At 61.0% G+C, this 19,990-nt stretch carries 14 protein-coding genes; 7 read left to right on the top strand and 7 right to left on the bottom strand.

Features of this window, described 5'->3' with window-relative positions:
* The first annotated feature begins 31 nt into the window (after positions 1–31).
* A complete protein-coding gene (gene secB / locus GTQ41_RS01795; RefSeq protein WP_025110924.1) occupies positions 32–517 on the top strand; it encodes a protein-export chaperone SecB in 486 nt (161 codons plus the stop codon).
* 188 nt (positions 518–705) lie between these two features.
* On the opposite strand, the gene GTQ41_RS01800 is transcribed toward secB, so the two are convergent.
* Complete coding sequence (locus GTQ41_RS01800; RefSeq protein WP_003220777.1) at positions 706–1,161, bottom strand: tRNA (cytidine(34)-2'-O)-methyltransferase; 456 nt, start codon at positions 1,159–1,161, stop codon at positions 706–708.
* Here GTQ41_RS01800 and GTQ41_RS01805 point away from each other — a divergent pair.
* Positions 1,160–1,600, top strand: a complete 441-nt coding sequence (locus GTQ41_RS01805; RefSeq protein ID WP_047290856.1) for a hypothetical protein — start codon at positions 1,160–1,162, stop codon at positions 1,598–1,600. The two genes, GTQ41_RS01800 and GTQ41_RS01805, sit on opposite strands and share 2 nt — an antisense overlap.
* A 508-nt stretch (positions 1,601–2,108) precedes the next feature.
* Here the strand turns inward: GTQ41_RS01805 and ntrC are convergent.
* From ntrC to glnA, 5 genes are all read right to left on the bottom strand, one after another.
* Positions 2,109–3,545: a nitrogen regulation protein NR(I) gene (ntrC, locus tag GTQ41_RS01810; RefSeq protein ID WP_007961729.1), complete on the bottom strand. Its 1,437-nt coding sequence runs from the start codon at positions 3,543–3,545 to the stop codon at positions 2,109–2,111.
* Positions 3,542–4,627, bottom strand: coding sequence for a nitrogen regulation protein NR(II) (gene glnL / locus GTQ41_RS01815; RefSeq protein WP_007961730.1), 1,086 nt, complete (start codon positions 4,625–4,627; stop codon positions 3,542–3,544). The genes ntrC and glnL overlap by 4 nt, the downstream gene beginning before the upstream one ends.
* Before the next feature lie 231 nt (positions 4,628–4,858).
* The gene (locus GTQ41_RS01820) at positions 4,859–5,476 is read right to left on the bottom strand and encodes a DUF4124 domain-containing protein (RefSeq protein ID WP_047290857.1); all 618 of its coding nucleotides are present in this window, start codon (positions 5,474–5,476) and stop codon (positions 4,859–4,861) included.
* Positions 5,473–5,985, bottom strand: a complete 513-nt coding sequence (locus tag GTQ41_RS01825; RefSeq protein ID WP_047290858.1) for a DUF4124 domain-containing protein — start codon at positions 5,983–5,985, stop codon at positions 5,473–5,475. Before GTQ41_RS01825 ends, GTQ41_RS01820 begins: the two co-directional genes overlap by 4 nt.
* A 277-nt stretch (positions 5,986–6,262) precedes the next feature.
* Positions 6,263–7,669 (bottom strand): glutamate--ammonia ligase, encoded by a 1,407-nt coding sequence (glnA, locus tag GTQ41_RS01830; RefSeq protein ID WP_003220788.1) that lies wholly within the window; start codon positions 7,667–7,669, stop codon positions 6,263–6,265.
* A 328-nt stretch (positions 7,670–7,997) separates the two neighbouring features.
* On the opposite strand from glnA, the gene thiI reads away from it, so the two are divergent.
* Together thiI and typA are read left to right on the top strand one after the other, a co-directional pair.
* Positions 7,998–9,452 (top strand): tRNA uracil 4-sulfurtransferase ThiI, encoded by a 1,455-nt coding sequence (gene thiI, locus GTQ41_RS01835; protein ID WP_027611269.1) that lies wholly within the window; start codon positions 7,998–8,000, stop codon positions 9,450–9,452.
* A gap of 139 nt (positions 9,453–9,591) precedes the next feature.
* Complete coding sequence (gene typA / locus GTQ41_RS01840) at positions 9,592–11,412, top strand: translational GTPase TypA (protein ID WP_007961739.1); 1,821 nt, start codon at positions 9,592–9,594, stop codon at positions 11,410–11,412.
* Positions 11,413–11,627: 215 nt separating this feature from the next.
* Here typA and GTQ41_RS01845 read toward each other — a convergent pair whose 3' ends face one another.
* On the bottom strand, positions 11,628–12,065 hold the full coding sequence (locus tag GTQ41_RS01845; protein WP_007961740.1) for a YkgJ family cysteine cluster protein: 438 nt from the start codon (positions 12,063–12,065) through the stop codon (positions 11,628–11,630).
* A 259-nt stretch (positions 12,066–12,324) separates the two neighbouring features.
* Between GTQ41_RS01845 and GTQ41_RS01850 the strand changes: the two genes are divergently transcribed.
* The 3 genes from GTQ41_RS01850 (at position 12,325) to GTQ41_RS01860 (ending at position 19,901) form a co-directional block, all read left to right on the top strand.
* A complete protein-coding gene (locus GTQ41_RS01850; RefSeq protein ID WP_217325412.1) occupies positions 12,325–14,775 on the top strand; it encodes a glycogen/starch/alpha-glucan phosphorylase in 2,451 nt (816 codons plus the stop codon).
* Between the two features lie 168 nt (positions 14,776–14,943).
* A complete protein-coding gene (locus GTQ41_RS01855; RefSeq protein WP_047290860.1) occupies positions 14,944–18,540 on the top strand; it encodes a DUF2339 domain-containing protein in 3,597 nt (1,198 codons plus the stop codon).
* Positions 18,537–19,901 carry a DUF3999 domain-containing protein gene (locus tag GTQ41_RS01860; RefSeq protein WP_047290861.1) on the top strand — a complete coding sequence of 455 codons (1,365 nt, stop codon included), beginning with the start codon at positions 18,537–18,539 and terminating at the stop codon, positions 19,899–19,901. The genes GTQ41_RS01855 and GTQ41_RS01860 overlap by 4 nt, the downstream gene beginning before the upstream one ends.
* Positions 19,902–19,990 lie beyond the last annotated feature (89 nt).

Raw genomic sequence — 19,990 nt, forward strand, 5'->3', positions numbered from 1 at the left:
CTAAAAGACCCAAGATCAGAAAGGATCTGAGATGACTGACCAACAGAACACTGCAGCCAGCGAAGAAGAAACCGCACCGCAATTCTCCTTGCAGCGCATCTACGTACGCGATCTGTCTTTCGAAGCCCCGAAAAGCCCGGCGATCTTCCGCCAGCAGTGGGACCCGACCGTCGGTCTGGACCTGAATACCCGCCAGAAAGAACTGGAAGGCGATTTCTACGAAGTCGTGCTGACCCTGTCCGTGACCGTGAAAAACGGCGACGAAGTGGCCTTTATCGCTGAAGTGCAGCAGGCCGGTATCTTCCTGATCAAGAACCTGGACGCGGCTTCGATGAGCCACACTCTGGGTGCGTTCTGCCCGAACATCCTGTTCCCGTACGCGCGCGAAACCCTGGACAGCCTGGTGACCCGCGGTTCGTTCCCGGCCCTGATGCTGGCGCCAGTGAACTTCGACGCCCTGTACGCGCAAGAGCTGCAGCGCATGCAGGCTGCGGGCGAGACGCCGACCGTTCAATAAGCGGTTTGAGCGACAACGAAAAAAGCGCCGTAACGGGCGCTTTTTTCTTGGGTTGGAATACAGACTTCATGACTTCATGTAGGAGCTGCCGCAGGCTGCGATCTTTTGATCTTGATCTTCAAAAACAGGATCAAAAGATCGCAGCCTTCGGCAGCTCCTACAGGGGTGATGTTTTTGCGGGCGGGTGGTTATTTGAAGTCGTTCTGCCGCCACGCTTCGTACACGGCCACCGCCACGGTGTTGGACAGGTTCAGGCTGCGGCAGCCTTCACGCATCGGCAGGCGCAGACGCTGCTCGGCGGGCAGGGCGTCGAGCACTTCCGGTGGCAGGCCACGGCTTTCCGGGCCGAAGATGAACGCATCGCCCGGGACGAACGCGGCGTCGTGAAACGGCCGCGAGCCCTTGGTGGTGAAGGCGAACAGCCGTGGGTTGCCGAGGCTCTCCAGGCAGCTGGCGAGGTCGGCGTGGCGCTGCAACGTGGCATATTCGTGGTAGTCGAGTCCGGCCCGGCGCAAGCGCTTGTCGTCCATCTCGAAACCCAGCGGTTCGATCAAATGCAGGTGGCAGCCACTGTTGGCGCACAGCCTGATAACGTTGCCGGTGTTCGGCGGAATTTCTGGTTGAAAAAGGATGACGTGAAACATGCACGGCTCCGCAGGTAAAGATGACGCGCATTCTACGCCGCCAGCCGACCCGCGTTCGAAACTATTCCCGCGGGTGATCGGTTCGCTGGCGATTTTCGGCTTGATGGTCGGCTTGATGATCGGTCGCCTGACCACGCCGGACCCGAGCGTGCTGCAGCAGGTTGACGTGACCGCTGACGGCCTGGTGGTGTGGTTCAACAATGAGCCGAAGCTGCACGGCGAGATCATCGACGGTACCGTGGCCTTGTTGTTTCAGGCTGAAGGCCGCGCGCAGAAGGGCCAGCTCAAGCTCAATGGCAAGGATGTGAACTGGCGTACGCGAGCGAGTGACGGTGGGCTGTTGTTGACAGTGCTGGCGGCGCGGCCGCTGCAAGGGGAATGGACCGGGAGCAAGGTCGATGACCGCTGGCGGCTGGAGATCCATCTCCGGGAGCAATAAAAGCGGGAATCCCCGGCCTGCCTGTACCGGGGTTCCCAAAACGGGGTGGACTTCGCTGAGAGCGTCGGTCCGGTGTAAAGAGGGAACCCCCGGCCTGCCTGTACCAAGGATCCCAAAAGGGTGGGTTCGCCGCGTTGCGGTTTGAACCCGGTGTAAAGAGGGGAATCCCCGGCCTGCCTGTACCAAGGCCCCCGAAACGGGTGGTGAATCGAATCACCTGTGAGGGATGTTGCAGGCGGCGTGCCAGTTTTAGTATTTCGAAACAGAAAAAAGCTTCAGATGCACGAAAGCCCCGTAAATCGGGGCTTTGATGCTTCTTCTTGGTTGGAACTTTGAACACGGTTGGTGTTTTTTTGATCAGTGAGATATGCCCAATTGCGGTTCGCCGTGCCTTGTGGCGGTGCACACAAAAAAAGATCGCAGCCTTCGACAGCTCCTGCAGGGCTATACATTCTCTGCAGGAGCTGCCGAAGGCTGCGATCTTTTTGCGGACGATTAGAGGAGGGGCTTAGCCCTCATCCCCCTCATCATCATCCCCGCCATCCACTTTCATCCCCAATTCCTTGATCTTGCGGGTCAGGGTATTACGCCCCCAACCGAGCAATACCGCCGCATCACGCCGGCGTCCGGCCGTGTGCTTCAGCGCGGTCTCGATCATGATCCGTTCGAAAGCCGGCACTGCGCTGTCGAGCAGGCTCGACTGGCCACGGGCCAAGGCTTGATCGGCCCACTGACGCAGCGCCTGCTCCCAATTGGTCACCGGTGCCGAATCCTGCGGCAGGCTCAGCAGTTCCGGCGGCAGGTCACTGATGTGCACTTCGCGACCGGAGGCCATCACGGTGATCCAGCGGCAGGTGTTCTCCAACTGCCGCACGTTGCCCGGCCATGGCAGGTTCTTCAGGTATTCCTCGGTCTCGCTTTTCAGCAGCTTCGGTTCCACCGCCAGTTCTTGCGCGGCGCGGCTGAGGAAGTGTTTGGCCAGGGTCGGGATGTCTTCGCGACGGTCCGACAGGCGCGGAATGTGGATGCGGATCACGTTGAGGCGGTGGAACAAGTCCTCACGGAATTTGCCGGCGTGCACCAGGGTTTCCAGGTTCTGGTGGGTCGCGGCAATGATCCGCACGTCGACCTTGACCGGCACATGCCCGCCAACGCGATAGAACTCGCCATCGGCCAGCACCCGCAGCAAACGGGTCTGGGTATCGGCTGGCATGTCGCCGATTTCATCAAGGAACAGCGTGCCGCCGTCCGCCTGTTCGAAACGCCCGCGACGCAGGTTGGCCGCGCCGGTAAACGCGCCTTTCTCGTGGCCGAACAGCTCGGATTCCATCAGGTCCTTGGGGATCGCCGCCATGTTCAATGCGATGAACGGCGAGGCCGCGCGCGGGCTGTGGCGGTGCAGGGCGTGGGCCACCAGTTCTTTACCGGTGCCGGACTCGCCGTTGATCAACACCGTGATGTTGGAGTGGCTCAAGCGGCCGATGGCGCGAAACACTTCCTGCATCGCCGGTGCTTCACCGATGATTTCCGGGGTGCGGGTCAGCGCGGGTACCACTTCCAGGCCTTGCTGTTCCTGCGCATGCTGATTGGCGCGCTTGACCAGCGACACCGCCTCGTCAACGTCGAACGGCTTGGGCAGGTACTCGAACGCGCCGCCCTGATAGGAGGCGACGGCGCTGTCCAGGTCGGAGTGAGCGGTCATGATGATGACCGGCAACCGTGGGTGCTGTTCGCGGATGCGCGCCAGCAGATCGAGGCCACTGGCGCCCGGCATGCGGATGTCGGAAATGATCACATCAGGCTGCTGACGGGCCAGACGACTCATCACGCCATCGGCGCTGTCGAAGCTCTGCGTGGTCATGCCTTCCTGCTGCAAGGCTTTTTCCAGAACCCAACGGATAGAACGGTCGTCATCGACGATCCACACGGTTTCACTACGGCTCATGTCGATGTGGCTCCTTGTTCCAGTGGCAGAAAGATCGAGAACGTGGTGTGGCCGGGGTGGCTGTCACACTCGATCAGGCCCTGGTGCTGGCTGATGATGTTCTGGGTGATGGCCAGGCCCAGCCCGGTACCGTCCGGGCGGCCGCTGACCATGGGAAAGAAGATGGTTTCCTGAAGTTCCGCCGGGATCCCCGGGCCGTTGTCGATGATTTCGATCTTGGTTACCAGGCGATGGCGGACGTGGCCGATGGTGAACTGGCGCATGGTCCGGGTGCGCAGGCTGATGCGCCCCAGACGCAGCTCGTTCTGGCTGCTGATTGCCTGCATCGCGTTGCGCACGATGTTCAGCACGGCCTGAATCATTTGTTCGCGGTCGATCAATACGTCGGGAATGCTCGGGTCGTAGTCGCGCACCAAGGTGATGCAGCCCTGGCTTTCCGCCTCGACCAGTTGGCAGACGCGTTCGAGCACTTCGTGGACGTTGCACAGCGCCAGCGATGGCAGCTTGTTCGAGCCGAGCATGCGGTCGACCAGATTACGCAGGCGGTCGGCCTCTTCAATGATCACGTTGGTGTAGTCGCGCAGGCTGTCTTCCGGCAACTCGCGGGCCAGCAATTGCGCGGCGCCACGGATGCCGCCGAGCGGATTCTTGATCTCATGGGCCAGACCGCGCACCAGCATTTTGCTGGTTTCCTGCTTGGACAACTGCGCCTCTTCCTTGGTGATCCGCAGCAGGCGGTCACGCGGGTGCACTTCCAGCAAGAGCATGGTTGCGCCGTTGCTGAGGATCGGCGTCACCGCGTAGTCCACGGTCAGGGTCTGGCCGGTGAGGGCGGTGAGCATCGCTTCGCGCTTGGTGAACGGGTGCGCCTGTTCGACTGCCTGACGCAGCGAGTTGAGCGCCTCGGTAGACTCGGTGAACAACTCGCTGATGAACTGCCCATGGCTGCGCTGGCCGCTGATGGCCAGCAGCATCTCGGCCGCCGGGTTCATGTACTCAAGGCGCAATTCGGCGTCGAGCAGGATGGTAGCGGTGGTCAGGTTGTCGAGCAGCAAACGGTGGATTGCGTCGCTAATAGTCATCGGAGCCTCTTTTGGGGGCGGAGCGTGCGCAAGAAGCAGGCGTCGTTAAACGGAAAATGCAAAAACCAAACCAAGGCTCCGAAAAGAAGCGTTCGTCCCCTGAAACAGGCGTTTGACGCTCGCTTGCGTGGCGCCAATGTGCTCAGGGCGTGAAGTTTCGAACCAAATTGGGTTGAAATGTGAGTACGGTGCAGTCTTGTGCACCAATATAGTGCGCAAAGCTGAACAGCGTTAGAAGAAGCGCAGGAAGGGATTTTTTTCTTCGGTGGGTTTGTCTTTCAATGGGCATTCCGGGCGTACGCCATAGTCCTCGCTGACGCAGGGTTTGACCTGGCGTTTCTGTGCCAGCGAGATGCGCAGCATGTGGAACGGCTGGTTAGCGGTGCGTTCGACGGTGCGACCCTGCTCATCGAGGATTTCCACTGACAGGTTATGGCTGCCGCGATCAATGTTGCTCAGCGGGAAAACAGGACTCAGGCCCGGCTCGCCAGTGGCTTGTCCGTCCAGCAGCAGGCGATAGCGGTGACCCTGCTGTAGACCCGGTTCGCTGGTGACGCTGACGATCACCTCGCCCGCGCTGCTGCGAAGGGTCGCGTCCGGCTCGGGGATGAGGATGCGCAGCATGTCGTAGTGAAACAGCGGTTGTTCCGGGGATTTTTTTGCGGCGTTGATCGGCGCAGCGACCGTGGGTTTGGCCGACATGCGGTTGCTGGTTGCGATGGGAACGCGCTTGGCATTGCCGCGCGGCTGATCGGTGTAGACGCGATTACCCTGCGCATCGACGTAGGTGAAGACCTCCGCCGAAACGGGCAGGGCGAACAGACACAGGACCAGCCAGAAAATCTTCATGGCTTGTGCACCCGCTGCACGGTGAACACCACTGTTGGGCTCTGCTGGATGATCGTTTCGCCGTCGATCACCTGCACCGCGAGATGATGCTCGCCGCGATCGACATTCACCAGTTGCAGGATTGGCACATTGCTCGGCTGGCCGTAAGGCGCGTCGTCCAGCACCAGCCTCAATTGGTGTGGCGCCTGCAGGCGCGGCTTGATCAGCACATTGACAGTGAAGGTGCCGTTGTTGGCGCGCAGCGCTTCTTCGCTGGGCAGGCCGGTCAGCTCCAGCACCTCGTAGGCACTGCGTGCCGCGGGGCGTGTGTCGGTGCTTGAAGGCGCTGGCGCGCTCGGTGCCTGTGGCGCGACGCGGTTGAGTGGCGGCAACTCGACCGGCTGCGCATGAACACCGTCCGGCGAGTGATCGCTGTAGACCGTGTTGCCGTTGGCGTCGGTGTACTTGTAGATCTGCGCGGCGGCGGGCAAGGCGATCAGCAGCAGAATGTAGAGAAAGGTGCGACCCATGAAATCGACCGGGAAAGAAAGCGATGGGGTGCAGCATAGGCCAGGGTGCGGCGGTTGGCCCAGCCCGGGATATATCCGGAGATCATTCAGACGCCAAAATCCCCTTTGGGAGCGAGCCTGCTCGCGAAGGCGGTCGCCATCCCCGTCAATGACCCACCGTATTCGCGAGCAGGCTCGCTCCCACCGGGGATTTGTGTAGCTTCATAAATCGTGGGCAATAAAAAGGCCTCCCGAAGGAGGCCTCTTTTGTCACGCTGCGTAGCGCAGCGCTACCGGATCAGCAGCTGTAGTACAGCTCATATTCCAGTGGGTGTACGAAGGTACGGACCTTGATTTCTTCTTCGGATTTCAGCGCGATGTAAGCGTCGATGAAGTCGTCGGAGAATACGCCGCCCTTGGTCAGGAACGCACGGCCCTTGTCCAGCTCTTCCAGGGCTTCTTTCAGGCTGCCGCAAACTTGTGGGATCTCTTTCGCCTCTTCAGGCGGCAGGTCGTACAGGTTTTTGTCAGCGGCATCGCCAGGGTGGATCTTGTTCTGGATACCGTCCAGACCGGCCATCAGCAGTGCTGCGAAAGCCAGGTACGGGTTGGCAGCCGGATCCGGGAAGCGAGCTTCGATACGACGGCCGCGTGGGCTGTTGACGTAAGGAATACGGATCGAGGCGGAGCGGTTGCGAGCCGAGTAGGCCAGCATCACCGGCGCTTCGAAACCTGGCACCAGACGCTTGTAGGAGTTGGTGGCCGGGTTGGTGAAGCCGTTCAGGGCCTTACCGTGCTTGATGATACCGCCGATGAAGTACAGGGCGGTTTCGGACAGGCCGGCATAGCCTTCGCCAGCGAAGGTGTTCTTGCCGTCTTTGGCGATGGACATGTGTACGTGCATGCCCGAGCCGTTGTCGCCGTACAGTGGCTTCGGCATGAAGGTCGCAGTGCGGCCGTAAGCGTCGGCAACGTTGTGGACAACGTATTTCAGGGTCTGAACTTCGTCAGCTTTTTTCACCAGGGTGTTGAACTTGACACCGATTTCGTTCTGACCGGCAGTCGCCACTTCGTGGTGGTGAACTTCAACGGTCTGGCCCATCTCTTCCAGTGCGTTGCACATGGCAGTACGGATTTCGTGGTCGTGGTCGAACGGCGGAACCGGGAAGTAGCCGCCTTTGATACCAGGACGGTGGCCTTTGTTGCCGCCTTCGATGTCTTGGTCGGACATCCACGAACCTTGCTCGGAGTAGATCTTGAACATCGAGCCGGAGATGTCGGACTTGAACTTCACTTCGTCGAAGATGAAGAATTCTGGTTCTGGACCGGCGAAGACGGTGTCGCCGATACCGGTGGTCTTCAGGTATTCCTCGGCGCGGTGCGCGATGGCGCGCGGGTCGCGATCGTAACCTTGCATGGTCGAAGGTTCGATGATGTCGCAAACCAGGATCAGGGTCGCGTCTTCGGTGAACGGGTCGAGAACGGCAGTGTCGTCGTCCGGCAGCAGGATCATGTCGGAGGCTTCGATGCCTTTCCAGCCAGCGATGGAGGAACCGTCGAACATCTTGCCGACTTCGAAGAAGTCGTCTTCCAGCGCATCGCGAGCCGGCATGGTCACGTGGTGCTGAGTGCCTTTGGTGTCCGTGAAGCGCAGATCAATCCACTTGACGTCATGATCTTTGATGAGTTGAACCGACTTCGACATAGTGTCCTCCGGGTGGCTTAGGGCTTGGTAGTGGATGCCCTTAATTTGGGTGATGCCGGCGCAGATACTCTGCCAAGGCAACCTGCCTCACAAGGGAGCAAATTGCATGCCAGTGCCCCAGCATGGGTTTTTTGCCCCAATTTCACGCTTTCGAAGCAAGAAAGCGCCATAAAGGCGAATTTATCGCCCCTTAATGTAGCGCTTCAAATCAGAAATGACCCGTTTTGGTGCAAGTGAAACCTTCTGCATATTAACTGGTTAAACCTTGAGCAATTTCCGCTATAATCCGCGCCCCCCTTTTTCGGCTGGCCCTGCGCGCGCTGTTTTCATGAAACTAATCGTAAAAGTCTTCCCCGAGATCACCATCAAAAGCCGCCCTGTCCGGATGCGTTTCATCCGCCAGCTGGCCAAGAACATCCGCGCCGTGCTCCGCGATCTGGACCCGGCCGTGGTGGTGAACGGTGTGTGGGACAATCTCGAGCTGGAAACCCGCGTGACCGACCCCAAAGCCTTGAAAGAGATGGGCGAGCGCCTCACTTGTACTCCTGGTGTCGCGCACTTTCTGCAGATCGACGAATACCCGCTGGGCGACTTCGACGACATCACCGAGAAGTGCAAACAGCACTACGGCGATGTGCTGGCCGGGAAGATTTTCTCGGTGCGCTGCAAGCGTGCAGGCAAGCATCCGTTCAGCTCGATGGACGTCGAAAAATACGTCGGCAGCAAGCTGCGTCGCGAATGCGGGGCGGCCGGAATCGACCTCAAAGACCCGGAAATCGAAGTTCGCATCGAAGTTCGCGACCAACGGTTGTTTGTCATCCACAGCCAGCACAACGGTATTGGCGGTTACCCGCTCGGCGCCCTGGAGCAGACGCTGGTATTGATGTCCGGCGGCTTTGACTCGACGGTTGCCGCGTACCAGATCATGCGCCGCGGCCTGATGGCACATTTCTGCTTCTTCAATCTGGGCGGGCGTGCCCACGAACTGGGCGTGATGGAAGTCGCGCATTTCATCTGGAAGAAGTACGGCAGCTCGCAACGCGTGCTATTTGTCAGTGTTCCGTTCGAAGAAGTGTTGGGTGAAATTCTCGGCAAAGTCGATAACAGTCATATGGGCGTCGTATTGAAGCGTATGATGTTGCGCGCATCGTCGGCCATTGCCGACCGGCTGCACATCGACGCGCTGGTCACCGGCGAAGCGATTTCCCAGGTATCGAGCCAGACGCTGCCGAACCTGTCGGTGATCGACTGCGTGACCGACAAGCTGGTCCTGCGCCCACTGATCGTTGCGCACAAGCAGGACATCATCGACACGGCCAACGAGATCGGCACCGCCGATTTCGCCCGGCACATGCCGGAGTACTGCGGGGTCATCTCGGTCAATCCGAAGACCGCCGCCAAGCGCCACCGTGTTGAGCACGAAGAGAAAGAATTCGACATGGCGGTCCTCGAGCGTGCGCTCGAAAACGCCAAACTGGTGCCGATCGATCGAGTGATCGACGAATTGGGCCAGGACTTGCAGATCGAAGAAGTCGGCGAAGCGCTGGCCGGTCAGATCGTCATCGACATCCGTCACCCGGATGCGGCCGAGGATGACCCGCTGGAACTCGCCGGCATAGAAGTACAGACGATGCCGTTCTACGCAGTGAACGCTCGTTTCAAGGAGCTGGATCCGACTCGCCAGTACCTGCTGTATTGCGACAAAGGCGTGATGAGTCGCCTGCATGCTCACCATTTGCTCAGTGAGGGGCATGCCAATGTGCGCGTTTATCGACCGAGCTAAGTGCCCGGGGCTGTTTGCCTGTGGCCTGCGTCACCGGCCCCCCGACACCGCCGTCAAGCTGTAACGGCCATGCCGGACACTACTGTTAATCGCTGCCAAGACTTGTCAGCAAACCGAATCCTCTGATCGAGATACACAAGTGATCGAAAATCTACGTAACATCGCCATCATTGCCCACGTTGACCATGGTAAGACCACCCTGGTAGACAAACTCCTGCGTCAATCCGGCACCCTGGAGCGCAACGAGCTCAACGACGAGCGCGTGATGGACTCCAACGACCAGGAAAAAGAGCGCGGTATTACCATCCTGGCGAAAAACACCGCCATCAACTGGAACGGCTACCACATCAACATCGTGGACACCCCGGGCCACGCCGACTTCGGCGGCGAAGTAGAACGCGTAATGTCGATGGTTGACTCCGTTCTGCTGCTGGTTGACGCTCAAGACGGTCCTATGCCGCAAACCCGTTTCGTGACCAAGAAGGCGTTCGAAGCCGGCCTGCGTCCAATCGTGGTGATCAACAAGGTTGACCGTCCAGGCGCGCGTCCGGACTGGGTTCTGGACCAGATCTTCGACCTGTTCGACAACCTCGGTGCGACCGAAGAACAACTGGACTTCCAGGTTGTTTACGCTTCGGCCCTGAACGGCATCGCCGGTCTGGACCACACCGCCATGGGCGAAGACATGACTGCGCTGTACCAGGCAGTGGTCGACCACGTTCCGCCTCCGGCCGTTGACCGTGACGGTCCGTTCCAGATGCAGATCTCCGCTCTGGACTACAACAGCTTCCTGGGTGTTATCGGTGTTGGCCGTATCGCTCGTGGTCGCGTCAAGCCGAACACTCCGGTTGTCGCAATCAGCGCCGACGGCAAGCGCCGCAACGGTCGTATCCTGAAGCTGATGGGTCACCACGGTCTGCACCGCATTGACGTTGAAGAAGCAGCAGCCGGCGACATCGTCTGCATCAGCGGCTTCGACGAGCTGTTCATCTCCGACACCCTGTGCGACATCAACACCGTCGAGGCGATGAAGCCGCTGACCGTTGACGAGCCAACCGTTTCCATGACCTTCCAGGTAAACGACTCGCCATTCTGCGGTAAAGAAGGCAAGTTCGTGACCTCCCGTAACATCAAGGATCGTCTGGACAAAGAGCTGCTGTACAACGTTGCACTGCGCGTTGAAGAAGGCGACTCGGCTGACAAGTTCAAGGTTTCCGGCCGTGGTGAGCTGCACCTCTCGGTACTGATCGAAACCATGCGTCGCGAAGGCTTCGAGCTGGCCCTGGGCCGTCCTGAAGTGATCATCCGTGAAGTTGACGGCGTGAAGCAGGAACCGTTCGAAAACGTCACCATCGACATCCCTGAAGAATCCCAGGGCAAGGTCATGGAAGAGATGGGTCTGCGTAAAGGCGACCTGAGCAACATGGTGCCGGATGGCAAGGGCCGTGTTCGTCTGGAATACAACATCCCTGCTCGCGGTCTGATCGGTTTCCGTAACCAGTTCCTGACCCTGACCAACGGTGCTGGCATCCTGACCTCGATCTTCGACCGTTACGCGCCAGTGAAGTCGGGCCACATGTCCGGCCGTCAGAACGGCGTACTGGTTTCGGTTGAAACCGGCAAGGCACTGACCTACTCGCTGGAAACCCTGCAGGCTCGTGGCAAGCTGTTCGTAGAACACGGCCAGGAGATCTACAACGGTCAGATCGTTGGTCAGAACAGCCGCGACAACGACCTGGGTGTGAACCCTACCAAAGGCAAGAAGCTCGACAACATGCGTGCTTCGGGTAAAGACGAAACCATCGCTCTGGTACCACCTGTTCGCTTCACTCTGGAACAGGCTCTGGAATACATCCAGGAAGACGAGCTGTGCGAAGTCACTCCTAAGTCCATCCGTCTTCGCAAGAAGATCCTGGACGAAAGCGAGCGTACCCGCGCTGCCAAGAAAGCCAAGGCGTAATTCAGCCCGAGCTTGAAAAAACGCCCCCGGTCGCGAGACCGGGGGCGTTTTTGTTTGTCCGGGATTTGTGCGGGGTTTGTGCTGGCCTCATCGCTGGCAAGCCAGCTCCCACAGGGTTTTGCGTCGCACATGAATCTTGTGTACGACAACAATCAATGTGGGAGCTGGCTTGCCAGCGATGGCGGCCGGACAGGCGCCGAAAAATTCAGGAAAGGTCAGAACTTCTCGATCGACCGCGAATTCTGCACCCGCTCGACTTCTTTCGGCTTGTACGCGCAATACCCCGGCCGCGGGCCGATTTTCGGGTGGTTGCGGCAAGTGTCCGGGCGCTTGTCATAAATGGTGCACAGGCGGCTTTTACGATCCAGGTAGTAGCAATCGTTGTTGCTCATGCGCTGCAGGGTGAAGATCCCCGACTTCTGGTTGAAGCGCTCGACCAGCCCTTCCTTTTGCAGGCGCTTGGCGATGTTCTTCGGCGGATCGCCCAGCTCGAACTCGTCGACCACGCCGATGCGTACCAGGTCCTTGATCTTGACCTCGACCGGCAGGGTGCAGCAGCTGGAGACACAAGAGCCGCACATCGGGGCCGAATATTTGGCCCACGTATCGAGACGGTCGATCTCGGCGGCGGCAATCAGGTTGGGCTTCATCATCGGGGGTTACCAGGCGTGTATGCATCAGGGCGCGCGATCATACCGGGACTGGTGGATTTTTGAACAACCTTTCGCCAGATTTTTGCAAACGCCGTGTAAATGCCATTCAGTCCGGCACGGCCCCTGCATTCATTAGCCCACTCGCCAAGGTAATGCCGGGCGATCTCACCGACTTCGGAAAAACTGCCGAACCTGCGCCTCTACCGTCGGTCAGACCGTCTAGGCTCAGACAATTCCCCGCTCGCTCGAGGTCCTATCGATGACTCAAGAACCACTAGTTCGCGAAGCAGAGGTGGCCGCATTCCGCGATGCCGTCCTGACCAAGCTCACCTATGCGGTGGGCAAAGACCCGGATCACGCCTTTGACCATGACTGGTTCGAAGCCATTGCCCTGGCGGCACGCGACCACGTGGTCGAACACTGGATGGACCACACCCGGCAGATCTACCGCAAAGGCCAGAAGCGGGTGTATTACCTCTCGCTGGAATTTCTCATCGGCCGTTTGCTCTACGACAGCCTGAGCAACCTCGGCCTGCTGGACGTCGCCCGTGAAGCGCTGACCGAACTGGGCGTCGATCTGGAACGGATCCGCCTGCTGGAACCTGACGCGGCACTCGGCAATGGCGGCCTCGGGCGTCTGGCGGCGTGCTTCATGGAAAGCATGTCGACCCTCGGCATTGCCGGGCACGGTTACGGCATTCGTTATGAACACGGGTTGTTCCGCCAGGCCATCGTCGATGGCTGGCAGCAGGAACAGACCGAGCACTGGCTGGATTTCGGCAACCCGTGGGAGTTTGAGCGTCCGGAAGTGGTGTACACCATTGGCTTCGGTGGCAGCGTCGAAACCGTCACCGATGCCAGTGGCAAGACCAAACAGGTCTGGTCGCCGGCGGAAACCGTGCGGGCGATTGCCTACGACACGCCGGTGGTCGGCTGGCGTGGGGCGAGCGTCAACACTCTGCGCCTGTGGCGTGCACGCGCCATGGAAGATCTGCACCTGGAGCGTTTCAACGCCGGTGATCACCTGGGCGCGGTGGCTGAGGTAGCTCGCGCGGAAAGTATTTCCCGGGTGCTTTACCCGGCGGACAGCACTGAGGCCGGGCAGGAATTGCGCTTGCGTCAGGAATATTTCTTCGTCGCGGCTTCGCTGCAGGATTTGCTGCGTCGCCATCGCAACATGCACACCTCGGTGCTGACTCTGGGCGACCATGCAGCGATTCAGCTCAACGACACCCACCCCTCGATTGCCGTCGCCGAACTGATGCGGCAACTGGTCGACGTCTACGACGTGGCCTGGGATGCGGCGTGGCAAGTCACCGTCGACACGCTGTCGTACACCAACCACACGCTGTTGCCCGAGGCGCTGGAAACCTGGCCGGTCGGTTTGATGGAGCGCATGCTGCCGCGGCACATGCAGATCATTTACCTGATCAACGCGCAGCACATCGACTCGCTGCGCGCCAAGGGCATTCATGATTTCGACGTGCTGCGCGCGGTGTCGCTGATCGAAGAAGACAACGGTCGTCGGGTGCGCATGGGCAACCTCGCGTTCCTCGGATCGCACAGCGTCAATGGCGTATCCGGTCTGCACACGCAACTGATGCGCAAGACCGTGTTCGCCGAACTGCACAAGCTCTACCCGGAGCGGATCAACAACAAAACCAACGGCATCACCTTCCGCCGCTGGTTGTTCCAGGCCAACTCCGAACTGACCTCGATGCTGGTCGATGCACTCGGCCCGCAGGTGCTGGATAACCCGGAAGAGCGCTTGCTCGATCTGGAGCCGTTCGCCGAGAAAACCACGTTCCGCAAAGCCTTCGCCGAGCAGCGCCTGCACAGCAAGAAAGCATTGGCCTATCTGATTCACGAGCGGTTGGGGATCGCGGTCAATCCGGCGGCGATGTTCGACGTGCAGGTCAAACGGATCCACGAATACAAGCGCCAGTTGCTCAACCTGATGCACACGGTGGCGCTGTATCAGGCGATTCGTGCCGAGCCGGAAGTGGACTGGGTACCGCGGGTGAAGATCTTCGCCGGTAAAGCGGCGGCGAGTTATCACCAGGCCAAGCTGATCATCAAGCTGACCAACGACATCGCCCGGGTGGTGAACAACGACCCGACCGTGCGTGGTTTGCTGAAGGTGGTGTTCCTGCCCAACTACAACGTCAGCCTCGCCGAGAGCATCATTCCGGCGGCGGACTTGTCCGAGCAGATTTCCACGGCCGGCTTCGAAGCGTCGGGCACCAGTAACATGAAGTTCGGTCTCAACGGCGCACTGACCATCGGCACCCTCGACGGTGCCAACGTGGAAATGTGCGAGCGCATCGGCGCCGAGCATATGTTCATCTTCGGCCTCAGTGCGCAGCAGGTTGAAGCGCGCAAACAGAACCACGAGTTCAGCGCCGCGCCGGACATCGCCGCGTCGCACCGTTTGAGCGACGTGCTGCAAGCGATCCGCAGTGGCGTGTTCTCGCCGGATGACACGTCGCGCTATACCGGGCTGATTGATTCGCTGGTGGACTACGACCGCTTCCTGGTCTGCGCCGACTTCGATTCCTACTGGGAAGCACAGAAACGCGTCGATGCGCACTGGCACGACGCTAACAACTGGTGGCGTTCGGCAGTGCTCAACACGGCGCGGATGGGCTGGTTTTCCTCTGACCGGACCATTCGTGAGTACGCCACGGATATCTGGAAGGCACTGGAGTAACTTTTCGCTGGGCTCGATATAATCGGCGCGCCGGAAAAGATCGCAGCCTTCGGCAGCTCCTACACAGGTGTTCACATAACCCTGTAGGAGCTGCCGAAGGCTGCGATCTTTTTGGATCAGGCTGCGCTAATCTTCCCGGATTGGCCTTTGCGCTTAGGGATATCGACCATGCAATGGATGTTCATGTTGATCGGGCTGCTGCTCGGCTGGCTGCTTGATGAGTCGTTCAGCGCCGCGCTATTGGGGGCGCTGCTCGGGCTGGCGATCGGGCAAACGCTGCGCCTTGCCCGGCTTGGCTCGCAGGCCACCGAACAGCAGCGCCAACTGGAGCAGGCCAAAGTCGCCTTGCAGGCTGTCGAGCAGCGACTGTTCCTGCTTGAAGGTGCCGGCGTGCGCACTACACCGCCGAGCATGGCGCCGACTCCGGACGCTGCCGTCGACCCCGTCATCGTTGCCGAACAAGCATCCGCCGCTACCCCTGAGCTGGTCTGGGAACTACCGCCCGAACTCGAACCGATCTCTGCCGTTGCCAGCGAAACCAGCCAGCCGCTGCCGGCCGATGTCTGGCGTCTGGACGCCGTCACCGACGAGCCTGCAGTCCCCACACAACCTGCCGAACCCCGTGGCCCGAACCTGATCGAGCGCGGCATCAGCGCTGCGCGCAACTGGCTGTTCGGCGGCAACACGGTGTTGCGGGTCGGCGTGGTGCTGTTGTTTTTCGGTCTGGCGTTCCTGCTGCGCTATGCCACTGAAGGCATGGTGGTGCCGATCGAATTGCGTTATGCCGGCGTCGCGGCGGCGGCGTTGGCCCTGCTGGCGCTGGGTTGGTGGTTGCGTCGGCGCAACAGCAGCTACGCGCTGATTCTGCAGGGCACCGGCATCGCGGTGCTGTACCTGACGGTGTTTGCGGCGATGCGACTGCATCCGTTGCTTGATCCGTCCGCCGCGCTGGGTTTGCTGGTGGCGGTCACGGTGTTTTCGGCCATTCTCGCCATCACCCAGGATGCTCTTGGACTGGCCGCCGCCGCTGCGCTCGGCGGTTTCGCCGCGCCGATCCTGACCTCGACCGGCGCCGGCAACCATGTGGCGCTGTTCAGCTATTTCGCTCTGCTCAATGCCGGCATCCTTGCCATCGCCTGGTTCAAGGCCTGGCGCCTGCTCAACCTGATCGGATTCGTTGGCACGTTCGGCATCGGTTTCGCCTGGGGGCTGCGTTCGTATGCGCCCGAGTTGCTGTGGAGCACGGAACCGTTCCTGATTCTGTTCTTCCTGATGTACCTGGCCATCGGCCTGTTGTTTGCCCGGCGCAAGTTGCTAGACATGCCCGATGCGCCGGCGGACGGCGATCGCGAGGCGCTGCTGCACTGGTCGGCGCGCAAGGGCGACTACGTCGACGGCACAATGCTGTTCGGCCCGCCGCTCGTGGGCTTCGGTTTGCAGTTTGCGCTGGTGCAGCACCTGGAGTTCGGCGCTGCGTTCAGTGCACTCGCACTGGGCGTGATCTACATGGGCCTGGCCCGGTTACTGATGGGTGGTCGCGCCTTGCTGCTGGGTGAAACCTGTCTGGCGCTGGGGGTGATCTTCGCCAGTCTGGCGATCCCGCTAGGCCTCGATGCACGCTGGACCTCAGCAGCGTGGGCAGTGGAGGGCGCGGGGGTTTTCTGGCTCGGCCTGCGTCAGCAGCGGCCGTTCGCCCGAGCGTTTGCCCTGTTGCTGCAACTGGGTTCGGCGCTGGCGTTCCTCAGTCAGCTGCGGGTCGGCGAAAGCAGCCTGCTCGACGGCGCACCATTGGGCGCGTTGATGCTCGGCTTCGCGCTGCTGTTCAGTTTCTATCAATTGCGCAAAGCCTCGGCGGAGCAGGCTTCGCTGTGGGAGCGCCAGGGTTTGCCGGTACTCGCGGCGCTGGGCCTGACCTTCCTGTATTTGCTGGCGCCGTTGTTTTTCTTTGTTCAGGCGACAGCGATCAGTTGGGCGTTGGCCGGACTGGTGACCTTGTTTGTCGGCCTGCGCCTGCAATCGCGTACGTTCCTGTTCACCGCGTTCGCCGTGCAGTTGTTCGGCGGTGCGCTGTTCCTGTTGCGTCTGCAAGGCGCGGGCGGGGATTCGGCGGCGGTGTTCAGCGCCGGGTGGAGCGGGTTGCTCAGCGCATCGCTGATCGGTCTGGCGTTGATCGCCGGCATGCTGCTGGCGGCACGGGACGAGATGGTGCGCGGCGATGTGCGGCTGCTGCGCGGCTTGTCGGTGGTGTTGCTGGCGGGGCTGGTGCTGATCAACCTGGCGGTGCTGTTCGTGCTGCCGTGGCAAACCGCGAGTGCGGTGTGGGCGGCGAGCGGTCTGCTGATCATCTGGCTGAGCCTGTACCTCAAGCAGCGCGTGAGTTTTGTTTTCGGCCTGTTGTTGCAGTTGATCGGTGGCACGGCGTTCTTGTTGGCCGGCCCCGAGTTGCTCGGGCCGCTGGCCAGCGAAGGATTGCGGCCGCTGGCCCATGGCAGCTTCTGGACGCCACTGGTGTTGGGGCTGGCCGCGCTGGTCGGTGCCTGGCGTTTGCAACTGGGCAATCATGCCTCGGCGTTCGATGCGCTGGGTTTGCAGCGTCTGTCTGAAGTGCTGCTGGTGTGGGGCGCCGGTTGGTGGGCGTTGGCGTGGGTCAGTGAGGTGCTGCGTTTTGCGCCGTTGAATCTGCAGGCGCCGCTGTTGCTGCTGGTCGCCGCGCTGAGCGTGGCGTTGTGGACGCTGTTGGCGCTGCGCCTGAAATGGCCGGCGCTGGGTCTGCTCTGCACCTTGCTGATCCCGGCGGCGGGGCTGGTGCTGCTGGCGGCGTGGCATTCGCGTTATCACCCGGCGGCGAACTTCGGCTGGCTGGCGTGGGGGCTGGTGTTCGGCGTGCACTTCTTCAGCTTGCGACGCTTGGCGCCGATGTTGCCGGCACGGGCCTTGAGCACGGCGCATGTGCTGGGTTGCTGGCTGCTGATCGGCGTGCTGGCGCTGGAGATGCGCTACGGCTTGCTGCTGTTGTCCGAGCAATACAACGCCTGGCGCTGGCTCGGCTGGGCGATCCTGCCGAGCCTGTATCTGTTGCTGGCGGCGGCTCCACGCAACTGGCCTTGGCCGGTGGCCGCGTTCTCGCGCGAATATCGTTTGTATGCCGCTGCGCCGTTGGCAGTGCTGATGCTGGCGTGGTTCTGGCTGGCCAACGGCTTCAGCGACGGCAATGCCGAGCCGCTGCCGTACGTACCGCTGGTCAACCCGCTGGAATTGGGCCTGCTGTTTGCCCTGTTCGGGGTGTACGCGTGGTCGCGCCATGCGGTGACGCAGTTTGCCCTGCGCAAGGATTACGCCGAGTACGCCACGCAACTGGTCGCCGGGGTTTCGCTGTTCGCCTTTTGTACCGCGCTGGTGACCCGCGCCGCGCACCATTGGGCGGGGATCCCGTTCGAGCTGGATCTGCTGCTCGAATCGATGCTGGTGCAGGCCGGGTTGTCCATCGTCTGGACCCTGATGGCGTTGGGGCTGATGATCGGCGGACATCTGCGCCATCGTCGCGAAGTGTGGCTGATCGGCGCGGCGCTGATTGCGCTGGTGGTGGCCAAACTGATTTTTGTCGAATTGAGCAACCGTGGCGGATTGGCCCGGATCGTCTCGTTTATCGGCGTCGGCGTGTTGCTGTTGGTAGTGGGCTACTTTGCGCCGCTGCCGCCTAAGCGTGTCGAAGCCGAACCGGAGGCGGACAAACCCGTGCCGGATACCGAAGGAGTTTCATCTTGAGTCGCATGCTGAATCTGGGGTGGTTGGCGCTGGGCGTAGTGATGGCTGCCGGCGCGCAGGAAAAACCGGCGGACTTCGCCACGCAGGTGCCGCTGACGGTGAGCGGCAACGGCCCGTGGTATCGCCTCGATCTGCCGCTGAGCGCGCAATTGCAGGCCCGTCAGACCGATCTCAGCGACCTGCGCGTGTTCAACGCTGCTGGCGAGCCGCAGGCCTACGCCCTGGCCCGGGAATCGGCGCAGACCCGCGACGACGGGCAGTTGCATGAAGTGAAGTGGTTTCCGTTGTACAACGCCGCCGACGCCAGCGAGCGCGCGCCGAACGTACGCGTGCAATCGACCACCACCGGCACGCTGGTGGAAGTGCAGCCGTCAACTCAGTTGGAGGCCGGTGAGGAAGTGCTGCGCGGCTGGCTGCTCGATGCCAGCGCGATCAAGGCGCCGCTGCAGCAGCTGATTCTCGACTGGACCAGCGAGCGCGACGGCTTCCAGCGCTTCAGCATCGAGGCCAGTGATGACCTGCAGCATTGGCAGGCGTGGGGCGAAGGGCAGGTGGCGCGCCTGACGTTTTCCGACGAGCGTATCGAACAGCATGAGGTGACGCTGCCGGGGCAATCCGCGCGTTATCTGCGTCTGCTGTGGGAGGCGTCCACCTCGGCCCCCATCCTCACTGCGGTGCAATTGAAAAGCAGCGATCCACGCAACGTGCCGCTGCCGTTGGTCTGGTCGCAAGCGTTGACGGGCAGCAGCACTCAATCCGGCGAGTACACCTGGCAGTTGCCGATGGGGCTGAATGTCGAGCGGGTGCAGGTTGAGCTGAAACAACCGAACAGTCTGGCGCCGGTCACCCTCGCAGGTCGCCGCGAAAGCAGCCTGCCGTGGCAACCCCTGGGCAACGGTTTGCTGTATCGCCTGACCCAGAACGGTCAGGATGTGGTGCAGAACGAATTGCAGTTGTACGGGCAAACCGTGCAGCAATTGAAACTGAGCGTGGATGAGCGCGGCGGTGGCCTGGGCGAGCAGGCACCGAGCCTGAAATACGCGGTGCGGGCGACGCAGGTGATTTTCCTCGCGCGCGGTGACGGACCGTACAGCCTGGCGCTGGGCAATCCGACGGTGAAAACCGCGAATCTGCCACTGAGCACGCTGATTCCGGATTTCAAACCGCAGAAGCTCGCGACGCTCGGCAAGGCGACGGTGCAGGGCGATGTGGTCACCACGCCGACCGCCCCGGCCACTACAGCGGCGGTGGCCGAAACCAACTGGAAGAAAATCGGCTTGTGGGCGGTGTTGCTGGTGAGTGTGGTGTTCCTCGGGGTGATGGCGGCGAGTCTGTTGCGCAAGCCACCGACCCGTTCCTGAGAATGGCTGGCGCTGCGCGCCATTCGCTGGCAAGCCAGCTCCCACAGGTTATTGGGTGTACACAAATCAGGTGAACGGCCGAAGTCCTT

Source organism: Pseudomonas sp. AN-B15, from assembly GCF_019056475.1.
In the GTDB taxonomy this organism is placed as follows: domain Bacteria; phylum Pseudomonadota; class Gammaproteobacteria; order Pseudomonadales; family Pseudomonadaceae; genus Aquipseudomonas; species Aquipseudomonas parakoreensis.

Coding starts and splice junctions, on each gene's coding strand:
- GTQ41_RS01850 (WP_217325412.1), top strand. CDS start 12,325: ATGACTCAAGAACCACTAGTTCGCGAAGCAGAGGTGGCCGCATTCCGC.
- GTQ41_RS01855 (WP_047290860.1), top strand. CDS start 14,944: ATGCAATGGATGTTCATGTTGATCGGGCTGCTGCTCGGCTGGCTGCTT.
- GTQ41_RS01800 (WP_003220777.1), bottom strand. CDS start 1,161: ATGTTTCACGTCATCCTTTTTCAACCAGAAATTCCGCCGAACACCGGC.
- secB (WP_025110924.1), top strand. CDS start 32: ATGACTGACCAACAGAACACTGCAGCCAGCGAAGAAGAAACCGCACCG.
- thiI (WP_027611269.1), top strand. CDS start 7,998: ATGAAACTAATCGTAAAAGTCTTCCCCGAGATCACCATCAAAAGCCGC.
- GTQ41_RS01805 (WP_047290856.1), top strand. CDS start 1,160: ATGCACGGCTCCGCAGGTAAAGATGACGCGCATTCTACGCCGCCAGCC.
- glnL (WP_007961730.1), bottom strand. CDS start 4,627: ATGACTATTAGCGACGCAATCCACCGTTTGCTGCTCGACAACCTGACC.
- ntrC (WP_007961729.1), bottom strand. CDS start 3,545: ATGAGCCGTAGTGAAACCGTGTGGATCGTCGATGACGACCGTTCTATC.
- glnA (WP_003220788.1), bottom strand. CDS start 7,669: ATGTCGAAGTCGGTTCAACTCATCAAAGATCATGACGTCAAGTGGATT.
- GTQ41_RS01825 (WP_047290858.1), bottom strand. CDS start 5,985: ATGGGTCGCACCTTTCTCTACATTCTGCTGCTGATCGCCTTGCCCGCC.
- GTQ41_RS01845 (WP_007961740.1), bottom strand. CDS start 12,065: ATGATGAAGCCCAACCTGATTGCCGCCGCCGAGATCGACCGTCTCGAT.
- GTQ41_RS01820 (WP_047290857.1), bottom strand. CDS start 5,476: ATGAAGATTTTCTGGCTGGTCCTGTGTCTGTTCGCCCTGCCCGTTTCG.